Annotated in this window: 13 protein-coding genes; 10 read left to right on the top strand and 3 right to left on the bottom strand. The window is 63.2% G+C overall.

Annotated features, from left to right (window positions below; all coding sequences use genetic code 11):
* Positions 1-40 precede the first annotated feature (40 nt).
* From ACGG9J_RS01940 to ACGG9J_RS01925, 4 genes are all read left to right on the top strand, one after another.
* Positions 41-646 (top strand): DUF4192 domain-containing protein, encoded by a 606-nt coding sequence (locus tag ACGG9J_RS01940; protein WP_390133122.1) that lies wholly within the window; start codon positions 41-43, stop codon positions 644-646.
* 95 nt (positions 647-741) lie between these two features.
* Positions 742-2,196: an RNA polymerase sigma factor gene (locus ACGG9J_RS01935; RefSeq protein ID WP_390133120.1), complete on the top strand. Its 1,455-nt coding sequence runs from the start codon at positions 742-744 to the stop codon at positions 2,194-2,196.
* 129 nt (positions 2,197-2,325) lie between these two features.
* Complete coding sequence (locus ACGG9J_RS01930; RefSeq protein WP_390133118.1) at positions 2,326-4,770, top strand: DNA gyrase/topoisomerase IV subunit B; 2,445 nt, start codon at positions 2,326-2,328, stop codon at positions 4,768-4,770.
* A gap of 49 nt (positions 4,771-4,819) precedes the next feature.
* Positions 4,820-9,724, top strand: a complete 4,905-nt coding sequence (locus ACGG9J_RS01925; protein WP_390133116.1) for an ATP-dependent helicase — start codon at positions 4,820-4,822, stop codon at positions 9,722-9,724.
* A 17-nt stretch (positions 9,725-9,741) separates the two neighbouring features.
* On the opposite strand, the gene ACGG9J_RS01920 is transcribed toward ACGG9J_RS01925, so the two are convergent.
* Entirely contained in the window at positions 9,742-12,375 is a 2,634-nt protein-coding gene (locus tag ACGG9J_RS01920; protein WP_390135281.1) for a DNA gyrase/topoisomerase IV subunit A, read from the bottom strand.
* Between the two features lie 111 nt (positions 12,376-12,486).
* Between ACGG9J_RS01920 and ACGG9J_RS01915 the strand changes: the two genes are divergently transcribed.
* The gene (locus ACGG9J_RS01915; RefSeq protein ID WP_390133114.1) at positions 12,487-13,710 is read left to right on the top strand and encodes an alkaline phosphatase family protein; all 1,224 of its coding nucleotides are present in this window, start codon (positions 12,487-12,489) and stop codon (positions 13,708-13,710) included.
* 48 nt (positions 13,711-13,758) lie between these two features.
* Here the strand turns inward: ACGG9J_RS01915 and sepH are convergent, their stop codons facing one another.
* Entirely contained in the window at positions 13,759-14,877 is a 1,119-nt protein-coding gene (gene sepH / locus ACGG9J_RS01910; protein ID WP_390133112.1) for a septation protein SepH, read from the bottom strand.
* Between the two features lie 167 nt (positions 14,878-15,044).
* On the opposite strand from sepH, the gene ACGG9J_RS01905 reads away from it, so the two are divergent.
* The 3 genes from ACGG9J_RS01905 (at position 15,045) to ACGG9J_RS01895 (ending at position 18,245) form a co-directional block, all read left to right on the top strand.
* On the top strand, positions 15,045-15,338 hold the full coding sequence (locus ACGG9J_RS01905) for a DUF4193 domain-containing protein (protein ID WP_024627827.1): 294 nt from the start codon (positions 15,045-15,047) through the stop codon (positions 15,336-15,338).
* Positions 15,338-15,802, top strand: a complete 465-nt coding sequence (dut, locus tag ACGG9J_RS01900) for a dUTP diphosphatase (protein WP_390133109.1) — start codon at positions 15,338-15,340, stop codon at positions 15,800-15,802. Before ACGG9J_RS01905 ends, dut begins: the two co-directional genes overlap by 1 nt.
* 82 nt (positions 15,803-15,884) lie before the next feature.
* The gene (locus tag ACGG9J_RS01895; protein WP_390133107.1) at positions 15,885-18,245 is read left to right on the top strand and encodes a RelA/SpoT family protein; all 2,361 of its coding nucleotides are present in this window, start codon (positions 15,885-15,887) and stop codon (positions 18,243-18,245) included.
* A 159-nt stretch (positions 18,246-18,404) separates the two neighbouring features.
* On the opposite strand, the gene ACGG9J_RS01890 is transcribed toward ACGG9J_RS01895, so the two are convergent.
* Entirely contained in the window at positions 18,405-19,964 is a 1,560-nt protein-coding gene (locus tag ACGG9J_RS01890) for a DUF349 domain-containing protein (protein ID WP_390133105.1), read from the bottom strand.
* Positions 19,965-20,048: 84 nt separating this feature from the next.
* On the opposite strand from ACGG9J_RS01890, the gene hisS reads away from it, so the two are divergent.
* A complete protein-coding gene (hisS, locus tag ACGG9J_RS01885) occupies positions 20,049-21,434 on the top strand; it encodes a histidine--tRNA ligase (protein WP_390133103.1) in 1,386 nt (461 codons plus the stop codon).
* A 39-nt stretch (positions 21,435-21,473) separates the two neighbouring features.
* Positions 21,474-23,276 carry an aspartate--tRNA ligase gene (aspS, locus tag ACGG9J_RS01880; protein ID WP_390135280.1) on the top strand — a complete coding sequence of 601 codons (1,803 nt, stop codon included), beginning with the start codon at positions 21,474-21,476 and terminating at the stop codon, positions 23,274-23,276.
* Positions 23,277-23,386: the final 110 nt, after the last annotated feature.

Here is a 23,386-nt window from a genome sequence, read left to right as displayed (position 1 = left end):
CAGGCCCATAGACCGGGAGCGGATGGAAGGCGATGACGGCATGAACCATGCACACGAAGACGGTATGAAACGACTGGTCGAGAACTACCGTGAAGGTCGACGACGATGGGGCGTTCAAGATGCTGACAGGCGATGGCTGAGCCAGCCCCTGACTGACTGGACTGGTGGTCTGAATGTACAGCAGGCCAATCCGCATTTGGATTCCGGCTCGGCGGACCGTCTGGCCGTGGCCATCAATGAGACCCTGGCTATACGTGACGGGCTTATTCTGTCCATCCTGGCGCCTGAGCCTGGTCTGGACAGCCACCGGCTGCTGGACCTGTGCGTTCGCCCCAACGAGCCGTCCAATGTGACGGCGCTCTGCAGCATTCTGGATGCGGTCTTCAAGGATCCTTCGGCGCAGCCGGATCATACCCGTTGCCGGGCTGGGCTTGCCATGCTTCAAGCCATGGCAGATCAGGTTCCGCTGGGGTTCCGGGCCCAGCCACTGGCCGTCGCGGCCTATGTCGACTGGTGGAGTGGGGGATCCCGCGCATCCGGGCTTGCAGAGGAAGCTCTGGCCGACGACCGCTCATGCAGCCTGGCGGCCATCGTTCTGGCCTTGATCGGTCGCGGCATCGTCCCGGCTTGGAGACAATCAAGCTGAATCGGGAATAATCGTCCCCCTGGGGTGGTTCACTTAGTGAGTCTACGATTTGACCTTGCCATAGCTGTGCCTTAAAAGCAGTGTCGGCGGGTGGGATGATCCAGGAGGAGAATTTGGCCACGAAGGACACCAAGTCAGCCAAGACAGCCGCAGTGGATACCGGAAAGGGCCGGAAAAGTTCAAACGCCGGCAAGACCAAGACCGCAACCAGGTCCAAGACCAGCAGCAAGGCGTCCCGCAAGACCACAGCTCGCAAAACCACACCCCGCAAGACCGCCACTGCCAGCGCTTCGACGGCCAAGACGAACCATCGCCCAGCCGCTAAAACCAAGAAGAAGGTCGAAGAGGAGCCCATCCTCCAGCAGGAGGAGCAAGAGCCTGACGAGGATCTGCTCGAGGATCAGGAGGACGACGACCAGCTGGACAAGAGCGAGGATCAGCTGGAGGACGAGCCCGACGAGGACGATCAGGAGGAGGACGAGGCCTCCCAGGTTCATGACGAGGCCGAGGAGGACCGCAAGGCCGCCCATGCCCTCGCCGCCAAGGTCAAGGGTGCCTTTGTCGTTGACGACTCCGATGACGATGAGAATGTCACCCCTTCAGGCAACCCTAAGCGTCGTGTGGTCACCGCCGGCGCAACTGCTGACCCAGTCAAGGACTACCTCAAGCAGATCGGTCGCGTCAGCCTGCTGAACGCCGAGCAGGAGGTGGATCTCTCCGAGCGCATTGAGGCCGGTCTCTACGCCCAGCATCTGCTGGACACCGAGGGCGAGGGCATGGACTTCAAGCGTCGCCGCGAGCTCAAGTGGGCCGCCAACGATGGGAAGAAGGCCAAGGACCACCTGCTGGAGGCCAACCTGCGACTGGTGGTATCCCTTGCCAAGCGCTACACCGGCAGGGGCATGCTCTTCCTCGATCTGATCCAGGAAGGCAATCTGGGGCTGATCCGCGCCGTGGAGAAGTTCGACTACACCAAGGGCTACAAGTTCTCCACTTATGCCACCTGGTGGATCCGCCAGGCCATCACCCGCGCCATGGCCGACCAGGCCCGCACCATCCGCGTGCCCGTCCATATGGTCGAGGTCATCAACAAGCTTTCCCGCGTCCAGCGCCAGATGTTGCAGGACCTGGGCCGCGAGCCCACGCCTGACGAGCTGGCCCGGGAGCTGGATATGCCTGTTGAGAAGGTCCAGGAGGTCCAGAAGTACGGGCGCGAGCCCATATCCCTGCATACCCCTCTGGGAGAAGACGGCGACTCGGAGTTCGGTGACCTGATCGAAGATACCGATGCCATCGCCCCCTCGGATGCTGTGGCCTTCTCCCTGCTGCAGGAGCAGTTCCAGCAGGTTCTTGAGACCCTGAGCCCCCGCGAGGCCGGCGTCATCAAGATGCGCTACGGCCTGGAGGATGGGCAGCCCAAGACCCTGGACGACATCGGGCGCGTCTACGGAGTCACCCGTGAACGCATCCGGCAGATTGAGTCCAAGACCATGTCCAAGCTGCGGCATCCTTCGCGCTCGCAGACCCTGCGTGACTTCCTCGATCAGTGACTTCTGCACCCGGCGGGGAAGTTCAGATGCTGTCGAGACCTCCTTGCTAGAAATGGTCATCGGTGCGTTAGCGACTGCCCAAGTGGGGGCCATGTTCCCCTGGGCGCCATGAGGTGAACGGCGAGGTAAATGGTGGCGAAAAAGGCTGATACGGGAAAGTCCTATGGTGCCGGAAGTCTGACGGTTCTGGATGGCCTGGACGCAGTGCGCAAGCGTCCAGGCATGTACATCGGAACCACGGACAGCCAGGGGCTCATGCACTGCCTTTGGGAGATCATCGACAACGCAGTGGATGAGGCCCTGGCAGGCCAGTGCGACCACATCAAGGTCATCCTGCACCGGGACGGGTCCATCGAGGTGGACGACAACGGCCGAGGCATTCCCGTCGATATTGAGCCTCGGACGGGGTTGACCGGCGTGGAAGTGGTCCTGACCAAGCTTCATGCCGGCGCCAAGTTCGGCAACTCTTCATATACGGCTGTAGGCGGCCTGCACGGAGTGGGCTCTTCGGTCGTCAACGCTCTGAGCTCCCGACTGGATGTGGAGGTGGATCGGGACGGCAAGACCCACCGTATGCGGTTCCATCAGGGCCACCCCGGTACCTACCAGGACCCTGATCCAGAGCATCCCTCTCCTGATTCGCCCTTCAAACGCACCAGGAAGAACCGGCCTACCCCCCTGGAGGTGGTGGGCAGTGTGCCCAAGTCCCGGACCGGCACCAGGGTGCGCTACTGGGCCGACCCCGAGATCTTCAACCCCACGGCCAGATTCAGCTACAGCCAGCTGATCGACCGGGTTCGTCAGACCAGTTTCCTGGTGCCCGGTCTCAAGATCAGCGTTGTTGACGAACGCATTCCTGCCACGGGAAGCGCTGAACAGGACCTGCGCCTGGAGGTTGACGGCGAACCGGCTGCGAAGCCGGAAGATCGGGACGTTCAGACCGTTCAGGAAAACCTTCGTGAATCGTCTGACAGCGGCGACATCTCTGAAGAAGGCGCCGAAGATGAACGTGTCGAAGACGAACGTGTCGAAGACGCGCAGACGGATGAGGCTCAGGCCCTGGACGGATATTCCGATGGCTCCGATTCCGACAGATCGGATCAGGTGGCTGACGAGGTTGATACTGTCTTTTCGGCCACCGAGCGGGCCGATCGGGCCATGCTGAAGACAGAGGATGAATCCGGCCATCAGCGGGTGGAGGAGTTCCTGCACACTGGCGGTGTGAAGGACTTCGTGGACTTCCTGTCCAAGGGCGAGCCGGTCAGCGACATCTGGCGGATCAGCGGCCAGGATACCTACCAGGAGGAGACCCAGCGGGTGGGCCCCGATGGCGAGCTGCACGCCGAGCAGGTGAAACGTGTCTGCGGGGTGGATATCGCCCTGCGCTGGGTCAATGACTACGATTCGGTCGTCCGCAGCTTCGTCAATGTGGTGGAGACGCCTGGCGGGGGCATGCACGTAGACGGGTTCATGAACGCCATGACCCGCCAGGTGCGCAAGGCCGTGGAGGCCAACGCGCGCCGTCTCAAGGTCAACTTGAAAGATTCCCACACCAAGGTGGAGCGCGACGACGTCCTGGCCGGGCTGGTGGCAGTGGTCACTGTACGCATCGCCGAGCCGCAGTTCCAGGGCCAGACCAAGGACGTGCTGGGTACGGCACAGGTCAAGCCCATCGTGACCCGGATGACTGACGACCAGTTTGGCCAGATGATCAGTGGAACCAAGCGAGGCTTCAAGGAGCAGTCCGGTCAGGTTCTGGAGAAAATCGTCGGCGAGATGCACGCCCGGGTCCAGGCGCGCAAGACCAAGGAGGTCACCAGGCGCAAGAATGCCCTGGAATCGGCCTCTATGCCCTCCAAGCTCTCGGACTCCATGCCCGGCAATGACGATATCGCCGAGCTGTTCATCGTCGAGGGCGACTCCGCTCTTGGCACGGCTAAGGCAGCCCGAAACTCCATGTTCCAGGCCCTGCTGCCCATCCGTGGCAAGATCCTCAATGTGCAGAAGGCCTCCCTGTCCCAGATGCTGACCAATAAGGAGTGCGCCTCCATCATCCAGGTGGTCGGCGCGGGCTCGGGAGCCAGCTTTGACATTGACCAGGCCCGCTACAACAAGGTCATCATGATGACCGATGCCGACGTGGATGGCGCCCATATCCGCATCCTGCTGCTGACCCTCTTCTACCGATATATGCGTCCACTGATTGAGAACGGGCGAGTCTACGCTGCCGTGCCACCCCTGCACCGAATCGCGCTTGCAGGCAAGAACAAAGGGAAGTTCATCTACACCTATTCAGATGATGAGCTGGAGGGCAAGCTGGCCGATCTGCAGGCCAAGCACATCGACTACAATCCCGATGTCCAGCGCTATAAGGGTTTGGGCGAGATGGATGCCGACCAGCTGGCCGACACTACCATGGATCCCAGGACCCGCATGCTGCGCCGCATCCGCATGGAGGATGCAGCACAGGCGGCAGGCATCTTCCCCCTGCTCATGGGCGACGACGTGCCGCCTCGCAAGCAGTTCATCGTGGACAATGCCGACGACTTCGATCGGAGCAAGATCGACACCTGATCAACCTTCAGAAGATCCCAAAATGGCGGGGGAGAGGAGTGTGACGCATATGGGTGATCCCTTGGCTAGTTTCTCCCCGCAGACGGCCGACTGGTTTCGCCAGGCCTTTCCCGACGGGCCCACGCCGACCCAGGTCCAAGCCTGGCCGGCCATCCGCTCAGGGTGCGATGCGTTGATCATTTCGCCTACTGGCTCAGGCAAGACCTTGGCTGCCTTTCTTTGGGCCATTGACGAGCTCATGACTAGACCTCGGAGTCCCCGGAAACCTGGGGTCGCCGTACTCTATATTTCGCCCATGAAGGCCCTGGGGACGGATGTGGCCCGCAACCTGCAGGCTCCGCTGGAAGGCATCGCCGAGCGCTTTGTACGGCAGGGACGCAAAGCGCCCAAGGTCCGGACGGGCATCCGTACTGGGGACACCGATGCCCGCGGCCGCAGGGCCCTGGCCGCCCATCCGCCGGATATTCTAGTCACAACCCCCGAATCGCTCTACCTAATGCTGACTTCCAAGACGGCCAGCACGCTGAAGAACGTGCAGACCGTTATTGTGGACGAAATCCACGTTTTGGCGGGTAACAAGCGCGGGGCTCATCTGGCGCTGAGCCTGGAGCGGCTGGACGACCTGGCCGGACGGCCAGTGCAGCGGATCGGCCTTTCGGCGACGGTCCGCCCGCCCGAACAGGTGGCCCATTTTCTGGGCGGAAGCCGTCCGGTCAGCCTGATCCAGCCCAAGTCGTCCACGGCCATGGACTTGCGGCTGATCGAGCCCCTGGAGGACATGAGCGATCTGGCTGCGCCTCCCGGCGAGTCCGGCCAGGAAGGGCAGGAGGAGGACCAAAGAAGCGGATCCATTTGGTCTGCCGTCGAGCGGGCCATCTTGGACCAGGTCCTGTCCCACCGCACCACCCTGGTCTTCGTCAATTCCCGAGGACTCGCCGAACGCCTGACCGCCCGGCTGAATGACCTGCACCAGTCAGATATGCAGGCGTCCGGCCACGACCGGCCAGGTTTATCCGATGAAACAGATGAGCCCAGGGAACCGGCCCACTACGATTCGGCCACCGGTTCCACTTCCGAGAGGACTTCCGGCCAGAGCGTCGACCAACCCATTGCCATGGCCCACCATGGGTCGGTGTCCAAGGAACGCCGGCGCCAGGTGGAGGATGACCTCAAGGCCGGCAGACTGCGCTGTGTGGTGGCCACCTCCAGCCTGGAGCTGGGCATCGATATGGGCTCGGTCGATCTGGTCATCCAGGTCAACGCCCCGCTGTCGACCGCCTCGGGACTGCAGCGGGTGGGCCGGGCCGATCACCAGGTCGGTCGAGTATCCCAAGCCAGGCTTTTCCCCCTGACCCGCGAGCAGATCCTGGAGTGCACGGCCAGCATGGAGAGCATGGCCCAGGGCGACATCGAGCCCACCATCATGCCCAGCAGCCCCTTGGATGTTCTGGCCCAGCAGACGGTGGCCGCGGCCGCCATGGGACCGCTCAGGGAGCAGGACTGGCTGGCCACGGTCAGACGGGCCGCGCCCTTCGCCCATCTGGACCAGCAGGTCTACCGGGCGGTGCTGGGCATGCTCAGCGGCGCCTACACCTCCCAGGATTTCACCGCCTTCCGTCCCATCCTGGTCTGGGACCGCCAGACCGGAACCCTGACGGCCCGACCCGGCGCACAACGACTGGCGGTGACCTCCGGAGGCACCATTCCCGACCGCGGCTCCTACAGTGTGATCATGCCCTCCGAGGCCGCCGGCGGCAAGCCCCGCCGAGTGGGGGAACTGGACGAAGAGATGGTCTACGAGTCCCGCAAGGGGGACGTGATCACCCTGGGCACCACCTCCTGGAAAATCCAGCAGATCACCCGCGACCGTGTGGTGGTGGTACCCGCTCCGGGACGCTCCGCCAGACTGCCCTTCTGGCACGGGGAGGGCACCGGCCGTGACCCCGCATTCGGCCGTCGTCTGGGCAGGCTGGCCAGGGAACTGTCCCAGGGCCTGATACCGGCGGTCCAGACTGCCTCCGGTCGGCCGGGCTTCACCCAACCCGTCTGTTCTCGTCTGCTGGAGGACGGCCTGGACCGTCCTGCCATCAACAATCTGGCCGCCTTTCTGGCCGAGCAGCAGGCCTCCACCGGCCGGGTGCCCGACGACCGTCACCTGGTGGTCGAGCGCTGCCCCAACGAGGAGGGCGATCTGAGGCTGATCCTCCATTCGCCATACGGCCGCAGGGTCAACGAGCCCTGGGCCCTGGCCATCACTGCCCGGCTCTCCCGCGAGCGCGGATACGACGGATCCGTCTGGGCGGGGGAGGACGGCATCGTCGTGCAGATCCCGGGCACAGATGCCTTCCTGGAAGACCAGCGAATATTCGGATTCACCCCCGATCAGGTGGAGCGCGAGGTCCGACGTCATCTGGTCGGCTCGGCGCTCTTCCAGGCCCGCTTCCGCCAGTGCGCAGCCCGCTCGCTCTACATGCCCAGGATGGAGCCCGGCCGCAGGGTGCCGCTTTGGCAGCAGCGTCTTCGAGCCTCCCGTCTGCTGGACGCGGCCCTGAAAGAGGATGACTTCCCCCTGGTTCTGGAGACCATGCGCGAGTGCCTCCAGGACGTCTACGACATGCCTGCCCTGCGCGAGCTCATGGCCGATCTGGAGCAGGGGAGCGCCCGTCTGGTCCCGGCCTTTACCCGGACCCCCTCGCCCATGGCCTCGGGGCTGCTCTTCGGCTACCTGGGGACCTTCATGTACCAGTACGACATGCCCAAGGCCGAGCGCGACGCCGCCATGCTGGCCATCGACTCCGATCTGCTGGAGCAGATGGTCGGCCAGGTGGACATGGCTGACCTCCTGGACCAGGAGACCGTCGACCAGGTGGCCGCTGATCTGCAGCGGCTTTCGCCCAGGACCCGGGCCAGGGGGGCCGAGGGGCTGGCCGACCTGCTGCGCACCCTGGGCCCTATGGATCTGGCCGGGATTCGCCGGCGCATGCGCGGGCAGGAGGACGAACCGGTGACGCAGGCACAGGTCCGGGCCATGCTGGAGGAGCTGCGGACCCAGTCCAGGGTGGTTCCGGTCAGGTTAGGCGCTCGCGACTGCTGGGTATGGGCCGGTCAGGCAGGGCGGCTGACGGCGGTTCTGGGCCCTGGCATCATCCAGCCATCCGCCCAGCCGACAAAGGAATCAGAATCAGACAGCGAGGACTTCGACCAGCTGGTCAGGCAATACGCCGCAGTCCATGGGCCATTCACCAACCAGGATCTGGCCGGCCACCTGGGCCTGGGCAGCGCTCTCTTGGAAGACAGGTTGCGTTCCCTGGCCGCTCGCGAAATGCTCATGACCGGGGTCTTCCCCCGGCCCGACCTGCGTGCCTACGGCGAGCCTGGATGGGAGGGGGGTCAACCCCGCCGAGGGTGGCTGGATCCCGAGGTCTTCCGCCGGCTGCGCTCGCGGTCCCTGGCCAAGGCCAGCAAGGCCGCCAGTCCCGTCCCCGGCCATGTCTACAGCGATTTTCTTCTTCACCGGCAGGGTCTGGCACCCCTGGGCCAGGAGCCCTTGTTGGGCGCCGAAGGACTGCTGGAGGTAGTCGGGCAGCTGGAGGGGCTGGCTCTGCCGCCTGAACTCTGGGAGTCGGCCATCTTCCCGGCCAGGGTGCGTGATTACGGTCCCGCATTGATGGACGATCTGCTGGCCTCGGGCCAGGTGGTCTGGGTGGGGTCCGACCAGGGGGAGAGCCCGCTGGGCGCCATGACCTTCTACCTGGCCGAGGACCTGGATGAGGAGCTTCCAGCACAGTCCGCCGGTTCTCCGTCAGCCACAAATGGGACCGGCAACCCGAGCCACCCGAGCAACGCGGGCGATCTGGAAAAGGTCCTGCTGGGTGTGCTGGCCGATGGGGGAGCCTACCGCTTCGATCGCCTTCTGCGCGCCTGCGCCAGCCGGGGCGGGGATGGCATGGAGTCCCCTGATTCTAAGGCCCCCGACCAGGAGGCCCTGGCCCGTTCGCTCTGGGACCTGGTCAGGCGTGGGCTGGTCACCAACGCCTCCCTGGCTCCTGTTCGGCGGCTGGTCCGGGGATCAGGGCCGCAGCCCTCGGGGAGGGTCCGCCGTTTGCCCCATGGTCTGCGTGGGCGCGGCAGGTCCTTGGGACGCGCGGCTTTGACGCGGGCGGCCGGCTCATCTGCCTTGTCAGCGGCGACGGAGGGATTCTGGACCCTGGTTGCGGATGAGCGCGGAGCAGCAGCAGTTGCAGCGGGGATGGGCATGCCCGGTCCAATCGACAAATCGAGAGGCAGCCAGGACGGTTACCGCCAGCGGACCGTCAGCCTGGTCCACGAGGAGCAGGCCATCCTGGACCGCTATGGGCTCCTGGCTCCGGTGCTGCCTGAGGTGCGGTCCCTGCCCGGCGGATTCTCGGCCCTCTATCAGGTCTGCAGGCGCATGGAGGAGGCCAGCCGGCTGACGCGAGGGGTCATCGTCGACGGCTTCGGCGGCGCCCAGTTCGCCCCCAGAGAGGTGATCGACCAGCTCAGGGACTTCCAAGAGGATGAGCGCAAAAGCGATGGCGAAGGCGGATCGGGGCAGCGACCTGCCGAACCCGTGGTCATGGACGTGACCGATCCCGCCAACCTCTATGGCACGGCTCTTGCCTGGCCGACCACATCAGGGGATGGCGGCGGACGGCCCATTCGGCGGATAGGGAACCTCCTGGTGCAGAATCATGGCCGCGCCCTGGTCTATGCGGCGCCCAAGGGGCATCATCTGCTGGTCTTCGGTAAGCCCGACCGTGGATTGCTGGAGGCCGCCTTCGCCCAGCTGGCCTCATGGCTGAGACGGGGCGGGCAGGGACGCATTCTCTTCAGTGATGCCAATGGCCGGCCCCTCACCATGCGGGAACCGGTGGGTATGGCCATGGCCGGCGCCGGATTCACAGCCGGGCCAGGCGGCATGGCCCTCTACTGAGCCTTTGATGGGCGTCCTCAGGCTACGAAGGCGATGGGCGCTGCCAACTCCTGGCCAGAGGCATCCCGGCGCATGTCCACATCGGGCAGCTCGACTGGCGATCCGGCGGCCGTGCTGGCGTGCAGGGGCCAGGCACCCACTCGGGCCAGCAGCAGGGTGTCCTGACCCTTGAGGAAGCGTTGGGATCGCACGCCGCCCGTGCCACGGCCCTTGACCGGATACATCTCCAGCGGGGTCAGCTTGGCTGATCCATTCTCGGTGCCGGGCAAGGCCTCGGAGTCGCCGGCCACAGTCAGGACCACGGCCCCGGCCTGGGTGCTCATGCCATCTTCGCCGGCCGCCTGATAGGTCCAGCCGATCTCTCCGGCCGGCACGACCGCGAAGGTGGCGACATGGCAATCCTGGGCCAGACGGATGCCCACCATGCCGGCTGCGTTGCGGCCCTGGGGTCGGACCTTGTCCCCGGTGAAGGTCAGCAGGCTGGCATCCGAGGAGATGAGCACCATGCGGTCCCCGTCCTGGCAGGGGGCTGCGAAGACTACCTGGTCCTCACCCTTCAGGTCGATGACCGACCAGGAGTCCATGGTGGTCGGCGACTCCCGGTTCCAACGCTTGACTGTACCCAGGCGGGTGCCCAGGGCCAAGGGTCGGGTGTCAGCCATGTCTAGGACGGTGACTGCATGTTCGTCGGCCTGAGGCTCGGTGCTGGTGGTCCCGCCCAGGAGCTCGTCGGCCACGATGCCCCCGCTCAGGTTGGGGTTGGCGGTGGCGGGGATCAGCGGCAGGTCGGCCACAGGAGCGGTGATCAGCCGTCCAGCCGTAGTGACCAGGCCGTAGGTGGCCAGGGTGGTGGTGGCGAATATGGCGATGATCTGGTCGTCATGCCCCCGGTCCTGGTTGCGAGGCCGGGACCGCCAGGCATCCAGGGCGCCTGGGGTGCTGCGTGCCAGCAGGCCGGTGGCACTCATCATGACCGTACAGGGTTTATCCTCCATGTGCAGGTCGCCCCCGTCACCGCTGCGGCTGGTTCCTCCGCTGGCCAGCAGTGCGGCCTGGGGGCCAGCAACGGCCTTGCCGGAGGTCTGCTGAGCGGTCTGCTGATCGCTGGCTGCCGACTGCACTGGGGCCAGGTCGCCGGAGGGCTCCTGGTCAAGGATCACCGTGCGCCTAGGTGTGCCCCACTGGGCTACTGCCTGGTCCATCTCCTGGATGACCACCCGGTCCAGCTCGGCTGAGGAACCCAGAATCCGCTCCAGTGCCTCCAGTTGCTTGTTGAGGTCGTCGCGCTCGCCCTCCAGCTCGATCCTGCTCATCTTGGTCAGCCGCCGCAGCCGCAGGTCAAGAATGTACTGGGCCTGGGTCTGATCCAGGTCGAAGACCGCCATCAGCTTGGTCTTGGCCGCATCCGCATCGTCCGAGCTGCGGATGACCTGGATGACCTCGTCGATGTCGACCAGGGCCAACAGGAGCCCCTCGACCAGGTGCAGACGCTCCAGGGCCTTCTTATGCCGGAACTCGCTGCGCCGATGGATGACTGTGCGCCGGTGCTCCACCCAGACTTGCAGCAGTTCCTTGAGCCCCATGGTTCTGGGCCGTCCGTGGACCAGGGCCACGTTGTTGATGGTGAAGGAGTCCTCCAGCGGCGTGTACTTGAAGAGCTTGCCCAGTACCTTGCCTGGGTCGAATCCTGTTTTGATCTCTATGACCAGTCGGGTTCCGTTGTGCCGGTCGGTCAGGTCGATGGCGCTGGAGATGCCCTCCAGCTTGTGGTTGCGCACCCCATCCGAGATGCGTTCCAGAACCCGCTCAGGGCCCACCATGAAGGGCAGCTCGGTGACCACGATGGCCTTCTTGCGGGCGGTCACGTTCTCCAGGTGGGTGACGGACCTGGTCACGAATGCCCCCCGGCCGTGCTCGTAGGCCTTGCGGATGCCCTCCCGTCCTACGATGATCCCGCCCCCGGGCAGATCAGGGCCGGGCACGTAGCGCATGAGCTCGTCCAGCCCTGCGTCCGGGTGGGCCATCAGATACTTGGCAGCGGCCACCACCTCGCCCAGGTTGTGGGTGATCATGTTGGTGGCCATGCCCACGGCGATGCCTGAGGCCCCGTTGACCAGCAGGTTGGGGATGGCCGAGGGCAGGACCTGGGGCTCCTTGAGTTTGTTGTCGTAGTTGGGGGAGAAGTCCACCGTGTCCTGGTCGATGTCGGCATTCATTCCCAGAGCCGCAGGAGCCAGCCTGGCCTCGGTATAGCGGGAGGCCGCCGGTCCGTCGTCCAGGGATCCGAAGTTGCCGTGGCCGTCTACCAGAGGCAAACGCATGGCAAAGGGTTGGGCCAGCCGGACCATGGCTTCATAAATGGATGAGTCGCCATGGGGGTGCAATTTGCCCATGACCTCGCCCACGGCCCTGGCGGACTTCATATAGGGGCGGTCAGGGTTGAGGTTCATCTGCCCCATCTGGTAGATGATCCGCCGCTGAACAGGCTTGAGTCCGTCACGAGCATCGGGCAGGGCCCGGGCGTAGATGACCGAGTAGGCATATTCCAGGAAGGACTTGCTCATCTCCTCGTTCAGAGGGGTTTCGACGATATGCTCCTTGACCTGCCGGGGGTCGTACCCCGCCGCCTTGCTCCTGCGATGAGTTGCCATGCTCAAGCTCCTGCTCCTTCACGTTCCGCCTTATGATAACCGGACGGTCCGCCAAAGCGTACGTGCTTGGCCCTGTGTCGGGCTGGGGTCTGACCGTGCTTGAATGGGAGCATGGGCCTGGATACACCTGATATGAAGGAACTGTTGCAGCCGAGTCTGCCTATCCAATATGGTGACCAGGCGGACCACAACCATGTCGGGGGACCCCGGCATCTATCCGCCGTCTTGCCTGCCCTGAGCGCTTGCCTGGGAACGCCCGTGGCTACCGATGTACACCCGTCCGCCCAGGCCCTCCAGGAGGCCCTGGGACTGCCGGATGCCCGGTCGGTGGTCGTCGTTCTGGTGGATGGCCTGGGATTCTGGAATCTGGTCAGTCGTCAAGGCCATGTGCCCTACCTGCGCTCGCTGCTGTCCGAACCCATCAATCAGCGTCCCATGTACACCAGCCTGCCATCGACAACCGTGGCGGCCATGGGGGTGTTCGGCACCGGAACCAGCCCAGGGCTGACCGGCATGACTGGCTACACCCAGCTGAACCCCGACACTGGACAGCTGGGTCAGATGATCCAGTTCAGGGGCGCTCAGGATCCTGAGCGCCTGCAGCGCCGTCCAACAGTCTTCGAGACCCTCCAAGCGCGAGGGGTCAGAGTGACCTCTTCGGGTCTGCCGCGTTTTCGTGACTCCGCCTTGACCCGTGCAGCTCTGCGCGGCGGGGACTACCTGGCCCACAACCACTCCCGTCAGCGTCTCCTGGCTGCCTGCCAGGCTGCCCGCCAGCCGGGGCTGACCTACCTCTACATCCGCGATGTGGACAAGGTGGGCCACCACAGCGGATGGGAGGGCGAGGAATGGGTGGCTGCTCTCGAAGCGACCGATGCACAGCTGGCTGAGCTTCATCGCCGCCTGCCCGCCGGGACTCTGACGGTGATCGTAGCCGATCATGGCATGGTCGAGACCGATCCGGAACAGCGCATTGACATTGCCCAAGACCCTGGGCTGAACGAGGATGTGCGACTGGTGGGCGGCGAGCCCAGAGCGGTCATGCTCTATCTGGACGAGGGGGCGGATCCCAAGGTCGTGGCTGCACGCTGGCGTGAACGTCTGGGGGAGCTGGCCTGTGTGCTGACCCGGGATCAGGCCATCGAAAGGGGAATCTTCGGTCCTGTGGATGCTCGAATTCGCCCAGTGATCGGCGACCTTCTGGTCCTGGCTGGCGACCGGATTACCCTGGTGAATTCGGCCGACCAGACTGATGCAGCGACCAGGCTGCCTGGCGTCCATGGTTCTTGGACACGTCTTGAGACACAGATTCCCTGCCTGATCGACCTGGTCTGACCACTTCGGACAAAGAACACGGTCCTTCTCGATGTGCTGTTTTCGACCCTACTTGCCGAAAAGTATCTCATCCCAGCTGGGTACGGCCGACCGCCCGGAATGTTTTTTGTCGCTTTTATTGCGGCGACGCTCACTGGAATCCCACTGATTGTCATGTCCGGCGTCTTCGTCTTGATTCTGCTGCTGGAGCCGACCCTGATCAGCCCCGCTAGCGTCCTCCTTGTCCTGACTCTGTCCGTGGTTCAGCACAGGCAGGACCATGGTGGACTCGGTATCTCTAATAGGGTCTTGTTCGCTCGTTTTCGGATCATCGTTCAGCCCGGCACGTGAATGGTCCGGTTCTTGGCCTGCTGTACTGTCCTGTCGCCCCTTGGGATTGCCATAGAGCCAGGCTGTGAGCGCTGCCTGACGTTCTCCGTCCGCCTGGTCGCTGTCGTCATTATTCGATGTCAGCTCTTCACCATCATCTTCAGCGGTTTGCGGAAAGGAATCCTCCTGGCTGCGCGGGCGTATCTCAGTCCGGTCGTCTATCTCGGCGGCAGGGCCCTGTTCCCATGCGGGCAACTCCTGTCGATGCTGGTCTGCGGAATCGTCCAGCAGCATCCTGGCCGCGCCGTTCAAACAGGTCACGGTGTTGTCATGCATGTTCCAGGTCCAACGGGCGTTGAAGATCCGTTTGTCCAGAGTAAACACGCCGTTGATGTTCCAAGGCTCGTAACCACGCCTGGTAGCCTGCCAGGAAATCTGTCCCAGGCTGACTCCTGTACGGGCCAATACCTTGCTGATCAAATCCTGGTTGTTTCGGCCGCCCGAACCCTTCGGTGCCGGCATGGTCAGAAACTGCTCGATGGCGTATTTCTTCTCGATCTCCACTGGGGCCGCGAAACGCCGTACCAGCGCTTCGTTGACAGCGTATTGCTGGGCCACTTGCTCCGGGCGGGCACCGGCGCGTACAGCCGCCTGGATGGCAGAGACAGGCAGGGGCTTGGACTTGCCGGTCTGGGGGTCTGCATCCTCTTCTTCTTTGACCTGCTTAGCCTCAAGAATGGCGCGATCAAGCGCATCGTCGACTCTTACGACGAAGTGCCGGTGGTCACAGACGAAGACCAGATCGCCCCTGTCATCGACATGGTCAAAGCTGGCCATTCTGGTCCCATTCTCAGACATGCACGCCCCTATCCTCTTACGGTTCCTTTACAAGGCCTTAGGTATTTCCATTGTGCCCTACGGTTCGTATTTTACGTGCTTTTGAAATCGTGTATCCTATGCGCAGTACATATCGTGTGGAATGACCGGTGTGCAAGGTGCCTGGTCGAACAAGGAAAGGGTACACGATGGCACAGGATTACGATACCCCGCGAGACAAGGACGAAGACGAGGAATCCCTGCAGGAGCTGGGCAAAAGCGGACAGGATGCCGGGGCCGACCTGGACGACGATGAGAACGCCATCGCCGAGGATTATGAGTTGCCTGGTGCCGACCTGAGCAATGAAGACTCTTCGGTGACCGTCATCCCAATGCAGGGCGATGAATTCATCTGCTCCAACTGCTTCCTGGTCAAGCACCGGAGCCAACTGGCCTACACCACCCCTGATGGCAAGCCCGTTTGCAAGGAGTGCGCCGCCTGATGGCCTATGACGAGTCCTACAACGAGCCTGAAACGGTCGAGGTTCTGTTCAAGTCATTGGATGGGGCCGACATGCCGGAATACGCCATGCCTGGTGATGCCGGGGCCGATCTGCGGGCCAGGGTGGCTGTGGATCTGGCTCCTTTCCAGCGGTCCTTGGTCCCTACTGGCGTTGTCCTGGCTCTGCCCAACGGCTACGTCGGCCTGGTTCATCCTCGCTCGGGGCTGGCTGTCAAAATGGGCGTGACCGTGCTCAACGCCCCAGGAACCATTGATGCTGGGTACCGGGGCGAGATCAAGGTGCCGCTGATCAACTTGGATCCTCATGAGTCGGTCCACTTCGAGCCTGGCGAACGCATCGCCCAGCTGGTCATCCAGCGCTACGTGCAGGCCCGGTTCGTGCCCGCCGAACGCCTGCCTGGCTCGGTGCGTTCGGATGGCGGATTCGGTTCGACAGGCCGCTGAGGCACAGTTGGGACACGTGAGGCCTGAATGGGCCAGGCGCAAGTGTAGGATTGGTGCATTATATCGGGCATTGGAGGCTTGAATGGTCACTCCGGAGGGCAGCGTCTGCAGCAATGATGTCGGCGACCAGGCCCCTTCTGGCCTGTCCTCCAGAGCCTTGGGCTGCGAGGTCAGCGACGATCCGCTCAACCCCCTGATGCCTATCTGGGAGATCTGCGCCGCCCATCATCCCGGCGAGGACCTGTCCATGCTCCAGCGTGCCTACGACCGGGCCGTGTTCCAGCATGCGGATCAGAGGCGCAAGTCCGGTGAGCCCTACATCATTCACCCCCTGGCTGTAGCTCAGATTCTGGCCGATCTGGGCATGGGGCCCACGGTGGTCTCGGCCGGCCTGCTGCACGACACCGTGGAGGACACCGACTACACCCTGGAGCAGTGTCGGGACGAGTTCGGCGACACGGTTGCAGGCCTGGTGGACGGGGTCACCAAGATATCCAAGATGGACTACGGCGATTCGGCCCAGGCCGAGACCATCCGCAAGATGATCGTGGCCATGAGCCGGGATGTGCGCGTCCTGGTGGTCAAACTGGCCGACCGGGTCCACAATGCCCGCACCTGGCGCTATGTCAAGGCTTCATCAGCCCAGCGCAAGGCCCGTGAGACCCTGGACGTCTATGCGCCCCTTGCCAACCGGCTGGGCATGAATGCCATCAAGACCGAGTTGGAGGAGCTCAGCTTCAAGACTCTCTATCCGAAGATCTACAACGAGATCGTGGTTCTGGTATCCCGCAGGGCGGGCCAGCGGGAGGTCTATCTGAAGCAGATCCTGGACGAGATCCACGAGGATCTGGATGCACAGGGCATCAAGGCCCAGGTGACCGGACGGCCCAAGGACTACTTCAGCATCTACCAAAAAATGATCGTGCGAGGACATGATTTCGCCAACATTTATGATCTGGTCGGGGTTCGCATCATTGTGGACACCATCCGTGACTGCTATGCGGCCCTGGGAGCCGTCCATGCCCGCTGGAGCCCGGTGCCTGGACGGTTCAAGGACTACATCGCCATGCCCAAGACCAACCGTTACCAGTCCCTGCATACCACGGTGGTGGGCCCGGGCGGCAAGCCGGTGGAGATCCAGATACGAACCTGGCAGATGCACCGCCGAGCCGAGTTCGGCATCGCTGCCCACTGGAAGTACAAAGAGAACGGTTCCGCAGGCCGTGAGCTCTCCCAGCCGGACAAGTCCGATGTCAGGCGTGAGCGTCAGGAAGGGGAGCTGACCCAGGAGGACAACCTGACCTGGATCCAGCAGCTGGCCGACTGGACCAGTGAGACCCCTGACTCCAACGAGTTCCTGGGCTCCCTCAAGGACGATCTGGGCTCTGCCGAGGTCTACGTGTTTACCCCCAAGGGCAAGATCATCTCCCTGCCGGCCGATTCCACGCCCGTGGACTTCGCCTATGCCGTCCACACCGAGGTGGGCCACAGAACCATGGGCGCCCGGGTCAACGGCCGTCTGGTCCCCCTGGATACCAAGCTGCGCAACGGGGATACGGTAGAGATTCTGACCAGCAAGTCCGACACCGATGGGCCCTCGCGCGACTGGCTGAGCTTCGCCAAGAGCCCCCGCGCCCGCAGCAAGATCCGTCAGTGGTTCAGCAAGGAACGCCGTTCGGAGACCATCGAGGAGGGCAAGGACGAGCTCATCCGCGCCATGCGCAAACGGAACCTGCCCGTGGCCACCCTATTGACCCCCGAAGCCATGGTGGGAGCCGCTGACGAGCTCAACTATCCCAATGAGAAGGCGGTCTACGCCGCCATTGGCGATGGGCAGGTCTCCACCCAGAACGTGATCTCACGGCTGGTTCATGATGCCGGCCGGTCAGCCCTTGAGGACGAAGTGGAGCAGGAGGCCATCCCCCTGCAGAGGGTCACCAAGGCCAGCCGGCCGGAGACCTCCCAGGGGATTTCGGTCAAGGGCGTGGACGATGTCTGGGTCAAGTTAGCCCGTTGCTGTACGCCAGTGCCGGGAGACCCCATCACCGGGTTCATCACCCGTAATCAAGGCGTCTCGGTCCATCGGTCCGATTGTCAAAACCTCTTGGACTTGCGCAAAAAGCAGCCTGAACGGATCATCGAGGTCTCATGGACAGGCAAACAGGGCACTTTCATGGTCCAGATTCAGGTGGAGGCCCTGGACCGGCCCCATCTGCTTTCGGACATCTCTCAAGTGCTGTCCGACCATGGTGTCAATATCCTGTCGGGCAGCCAGTCCACTGGCCGGGATCGGGTGGCGGTCAGCCAGTTCGTCTTTGAGATGGGCGACCCCCAACATCTGAACACGCTCCTGTCGGCCGTCAGAAAGATCGATGGGGTCTTTGATGCCTACCGGCTGACCGGAGCCAAGGGTTCGACCAGTCCCCATATGCGGTCCATTTGATCTTCCCCGATACGTTTACTTTTCCGGGCATTCTTTCGACTTGGTCGCTCGTTTTCTGCCTTGAAAACCTGTGACCAAAGTCCGATGGATGGTTATAGGTTATAGAAACCCCCGGTGGTCATTTGACCAAGCCGGGGGTCCAGACGAAAACAGGCGCGATTAGCGCACAGCGTTCATCCACTGCTCCTTGGTGGCTTTCTCTGCCTCCAGCTCCTGCTTCTTGACCGGATCCTGCTCGGCGGCGATCTGTCGGTCCAGATCCTGAAGCTGGGCGGCGAGCTGCTGCTCAAAGCTAGAGACACGGGCATCGGCTTCGGGGTCGGACTGGTTCCAAGCGGCATCCTCCACGGCCTTGATCTGCCGGTCCACGGCATCCATCCTGCCCTCGATCCGGCGCACGTCGTCACGAGGGACAAAGCCGATGCTGTCCCATTCCTCCTGGATCTTGGCCAGTTCCTGCCGGGCCTGCTTGGCGGCCTTGGCATCCTTGACGGGCAGCAAGGCTTCGGCCTTGGCAACCAGAGCCTCCTTCCTGGTCAGGTTTTCGCGCTCGTTGATCGAGGTCTTGTCCCGGTCGGCCTGGCGGGCGTTGAAGAAGACATCCGCGGCCTGACGGAACCGAGCCCAGAGGGCGTCGTCATCCTGGCGTCCTGCCCGCCCGGCCTGCTTCCAGCGGTCCATGAGCTCATTGAACTGATGGGAGGTTGGTCCCCAGTCGGTGGAGTCCTTGATCTGGTCGGCCTCGGCGATGATCTCTTCCTTGATCCGCTTGGTTTCGGACCGTTGGGCATCACGCTGCTGTGCCCACCTGCGGCGGGCCTGGTTGAAGGTGGTGCGGGCGGAGGAGAAGCGCTTCCACAGTGCGTCCGCATCGGCCTTGTCGATGCGGATGGTGGTGCGCTGGTGTTGCTGCCACTGCTCAAAGAGGGAACGGAACTTGTCCGCTGTAGAACGCCAGTTGGTGGAGTCGCCCAGAGATGCGGCCAGCTCTTCGGCCTTCTCCACGATGGCGGTCCGCTCCTTGATGGCCTTGGCCATGGCATCCTTGCGCGCCTGCGCCAGCTCGTCCTTGCGCGCCTGCCCCTGCTCGGCCAGCTGATCCAGCTGTGTACGCAGGGCGGCGAGGTCGCCGACGGCCTCGGGCTGGCTGGTCTCATCTTTGAGCGAGGCTATGGATTCGTCGATCTCTCGGGCCTTGATCTTGGGGCTGTGAAGCCTGGACGCGAAGATGTTCAGCTTCTCCTTGAGGTCAAGGTATCGGCGGGCGTAGAGATTCAAAGCCTCCTTAGAGTCAGCGTTGGGGAACTGACCCACCTGACGCTCCTGGTCGCCCTCGCGTACAAAGACGTTGCCCTGCTCATCCACCCGACCGAAGGATTCAGCTTTGTCGATCTCCTCCTGGCTGTAGGCGGGAGCTGCAGGAGCGGCCTTGACATGAGGGGCCTTATGCGCCAGAGCCGCAGGCGAGGGGACAGCCATAGGTTTTGACGGCTTGGGTGCAGCTGGTGCGGGCGCTTCAGCTGTCGCGGGCTGGGGCTCAGCTGGTTCCTGTGCGCCCTGGGTTGATGCGTCTTCGGTGGGAGCGGTCTGTTCGGGGGCTGCCTGTTCCTGTCCGGCTTCGGGTGCCGTCGCAGCGGCGACCTGGCCCGCCGCGTCCGCGGTATGCTCCTCCTGCGGTGACGAGGTGTTCTCGGGTGTGATGGCGGTGTTGTCGGCCATGGCCAGCTCCTTAGGCTTGTGTGTTGGAGAGATCGCGAAATATGGCGGTACCATTTTCCTTAACCTCCTATAGTATAGGTTCTTATGGCAAAAGGCACATCTCTATCCGGTTTCCCTGAATGGCTTCCTTCGCAAAGAGTAGTGGAGCAGCGCATCATTGACACGCTCCGCAAGGTCTTTGAATTGAACGGCTACATCGGCATTGAGACTAGGGCCGTGGAAGAGGGTTCCAGCCTGCTCAAGAAGGGGGAGACCAGCAAGGAGATCTATCTGCTCTCCCGACTTCAGGACCTGGGTCAGGAAAAGAATGTGCCAGTGGAGCGTAGGCTGGGTCTGCATTTTGACCTGACTGTGCCTCTGAGCCGCTATGTGGTGGAGCACAGCAACGATTTGACCTTCCCTTTCAAACGCTGGCAGATCCAGAAGGTCTGGCGGGGGGAGCGCCCCCAGGAGGGACGGTTCAGGGAGTTCGTCCAGGCTGATATTGATGTCATCGGCAACGGGGAACTGCCCGACCACTACGAGGTCGAGGTGCCCCTGGTCATGTTGAGTGCCTTGGAGGAGCTGAGGGCCTTCGGCCTGCCCAAGCCCACCGTTCATGCCAATAACCGCAAGCTTTCCGAAGGATTCTATCGGGGTTTGGGTCTGGAAGACGTCGAGGGTGTCCTGCGTGAAATCGACAAGCTCGACAAGATCGGTCCCGATGAGGTGGCCAGCCTGCTGGTCAGTGAGTGCGGCGCCAATCAGGACCAGGCCAGGGCCTGTCTGGATCTGGCTGAGCTGACCGCCGACGATGGCAGGCAGCTGCGTCAGCGGTTCGACGCCCTGGTCGACAAGGTTGGCATCGACAAGCAGTCTTCTTCATATTCCTTGGCAATTGAGGGGCTGGAGACGCTGGCCATGATCATCGACGAGGCTGCCCGCATTCGGCCGGGCTCGGTCATCGCCGATCTGAAGATCGCCCGCGGGCTTGACTACTACACCGGCTCTGTCTATGAGACCTTCCTGGAAGGGGCGCAGTCCCTGGGATCCATCTGCTCCGGCGGTCGTTACGACAACCTGGCCAGCCAGGGCAACCGTACCTATCCGGGTGTGGGGCTGTCCATCGGACTTTCTCGTCTGCTCTCCTACCTGCTGGCGCATGGTGTCCAGGCTTCGCGGGTCTCCCCGGCGGCGGTCATGGTCGCCGTCTGGGACGAGGAGGACCGCACCATCAGCAACCACATTGCACAGGATCTGCGGGCCAGGGGGATTGCCGCTGACGTAGCGCCCACCGCAGCCAAGATCGGCAAGCAGATCCGCTATGCCGACCACTTGGGCATCCCCTATGTCTGGTTCCCTGCCAAGGAAGGCCAGCAGGAGGGCGATCAGGTCAAGAACATCATCACCGGCGATCAGACCCCGGCTGACTTGGTGTCGTGGACGCCGGATAGCCTGTATGCCCGGCAGAGTGTGGAATACCAGGCCTGACGCAGGGGCAGGCCGAGCATTATGGAGGTACAGGAAAGCATGGGCCAGTCGGCTTACAGAACGAGCTACGTCACGGATGTCACTGAAGATATGGTCGGTCGCCAGGTGACGGTGGCCGGATGGGTGGATCGTCGCCGTGATCATGGAGGAGTGGCCTTCATCGACCTGCGTGACCGCTCCGGTCTGGTGCAGATCGTCATCTATGACGAGGAAGAGGCTCGCCCCCTGCGCAGCGAGTACGTGATCCAGGTCACCGGCAAGGTCCGCGAACGTCCCGAGGGCAATGACAACGAGCATCTGTCCACCGGGCATATCGAGATTGTGGCCGACAAGATCGAAGTCCTGGCCAAATCAGCCGCCCTGCCTTTCCAGGTGTCCACAGCCCTGGAGAACGAGGCTGAGAACAAGCTGCCCGGCGAGGATGTGCGGCTGCGTTACCGTTATCTGGACCTGCGCCGCCCCTCCATGCAGCACAACATCCGTCTGAGGGCCGCCATGAACCGTGCCGCCCGTTCCGCCCTGAACAAGATGGACTTCTGCGAAATCGACACGCCGACTTTGATCAAGTCCACCCCCGAGGGGGCCCGCGACTTCCTGGTGCCGGCACGTCTGGTGCCTGGGTCCTGGTACGCCCTGCCCCAGTCCCCCCAGCTGCTCAAGCAGCTGCTGATGGTGGGCGGCTTCGAGCGCTACTATCAGATCGCCCGCTGCTACCGCGACGAGGACTTCCGCGCCGACAGGCAGCCCGAGTTCACCCAGCTGGACATCGAGATGAGCTTTGCATCGCAGGAGGACGTCATGGCTATGGCCGAGCAGGTCATCGCTGAAGTCTGGAAGGCTGCCGGATTCGAGGTGACCCTGCCCATTCCCAGGATCAGCTGGCAGGAGGCCATGGACAAGTATGGCTCCGACAAGCCTGACCTGCGCTTTGGCAACCCCATCGTCGAGCTGACCGAGTACTTCAAGGACACCCCCTTCCGGGTCTTCCAGGCTCCCTACGTGGGTGCCGTGGTCTACCAGGGTGCGGCCAACCTGCCCCGCAGACAGTTCGATGCCTGGCAGGAGTGGGCTCGCCAGCGGGGTGCCAAGGGTCTGGCCTATGTCCAGTTCACCGGCGACGGCACTCTCAAGGGCCCGGTGGCCAAGAACCTGTCTGATGCCGAGCGACAGGGGCTCAAGGAAGCCGTGGGTGCCTCGGATGGCGATGCCGTCTTCTTCGCAGCCGGACCGCGCGAGGCCTCGCAGACCCTGCTGGGTGCGGCTCGTGTGGAGATCGCACGCCGCCAGGGGCTGCTCAAGCCTGACGAATTCGCCCTGACCTGGGTGGTGGACTTCCCGCTTTTCAAGCCCACCGACGACCCGGATGACGACGATGTGGCAGTTGGCCATTCCAAGTGGACCTCCATGCATCATCCCTTCACCATGCCCTCAGCCGACTGGATCGATCGTTTCGACAAGGATCCCGAACACGCCATGAGCGACTCCTACGACATCGTCTGCAATGGCGAGGAGATGGGCGGCGGCTCAGTGCGTATCCATCGCGACGACATCCAGGACCGGGTCTTCAAGGTGCTGGGCATCGGTCCCGAGGAGGCCCAGGAGAAGTTCGGCTTTCTGCTGGAGGCCTTCAAGTATGGCGCTCCGCCCCACGCGGGCATTGCCTTTGGCTGGGACAGAACCGCGCAGATCCTGACGGGTGCGGACTCCATTCGCGATGTCATCGCCTTCCCCAAGTCCGGTGGCGGGCAGGATCCCATGACCGGGGCTCCTGCCCCCATTTCCGATCAGCAACGCGCCGAGACCGGTGTGGACTGGGAACCGGATCAGGAGAGTGTCGACTGAGCGCATTTCGCCACTGATCGACGAGAGTCTGCCAGGGCTGGAATCCTGTGGGGTTCCGGCCCTTAGTTTTATGACCTTTTATACCCTGACGAGTCAATCGGGAGGACTCG

It is taken from the genome of Bifidobacterium apicola, assembly GCF_042846865.1.
Classification (GTDB): Bacteria; Actinomycetota; Actinomycetes; order Actinomycetales; family Bifidobacteriaceae; genus Bombiscardovia; species Bombiscardovia apicola.
This window is presented reverse-complemented; position numbering and strand designations above follow the sequence as displayed.

Excerpts from the sequence above, each read along its gene's own strand:
- ACGG9J_RS01940 (WP_390133122.1), top strand. The coding sequence starts at position 41 with ATGAACCATGCACACGAAGACGGTATGAAACGACTGGTCGAGAACTAC.
- ACGG9J_RS01935 (WP_390133120.1), top strand. The coding sequence starts at position 742 with ATGATCCAGGAGGAGAATTTGGCCACGAAGGACACCAAGTCAGCCAAG.
- ACGG9J_RS01930 (WP_390133118.1), top strand. The coding sequence starts at position 2,326 with ATGGTGGCGAAAAAGGCTGATACGGGAAAGTCCTATGGTGCCGGAAGT.
- ACGG9J_RS01925 (WP_390133116.1), top strand. The coding sequence starts at position 4,820 with ATGGGTGATCCCTTGGCTAGTTTCTCCCCGCAGACGGCCGACTGGTTT.
- ACGG9J_RS01920 (WP_390135281.1), bottom strand. The coding sequence starts at position 12,375 with ATGGCAACTCATCGCAGGAGCAAGGCGGCGGGGTACGACCCCCGGCAG.
- ACGG9J_RS01915 (WP_390133114.1), top strand. The coding sequence starts at position 12,487 with ATGGGCCTGGATACACCTGATATGAAGGAACTGTTGCAGCCGAGTCTG.
- sepH (WP_390133112.1), bottom strand. The coding sequence starts at position 14,877 with ATGTCTGAGAATGGGACCAGAATGGCCAGCTTTGACCATGTCGATGAC.
- ACGG9J_RS01905 (WP_024627827.1), top strand. The coding sequence starts at position 15,045 with ATGGCACAGGATTACGATACCCCGCGAGACAAGGACGAAGACGAGGAA.
- dut (WP_390133109.1), top strand. The coding sequence starts at position 15,338 with ATGGCCTATGACGAGTCCTACAACGAGCCTGAAACGGTCGAGGTTCTG.
- ACGG9J_RS01895 (WP_390133107.1), top strand. The coding sequence starts at position 15,885 with ATGGTCACTCCGGAGGGCAGCGTCTGCAGCAATGATGTCGGCGACCAG.
- ACGG9J_RS01890 (WP_390133105.1), bottom strand. The coding sequence starts at position 19,964 with ATGGCCGACAACACCGCCATCACACCCGAGAACACCTCGTCACCGCAG.
- hisS (WP_390133103.1), top strand. The coding sequence starts at position 20,049 with ATGGCAAAAGGCACATCTCTATCCGGTTTCCCTGAATGGCTTCCTTCG.
- aspS (WP_390135280.1), top strand. The coding sequence starts at position 21,474 with ATGGGCCAGTCGGCTTACAGAACGAGCTACGTCACGGATGTCACTGAA.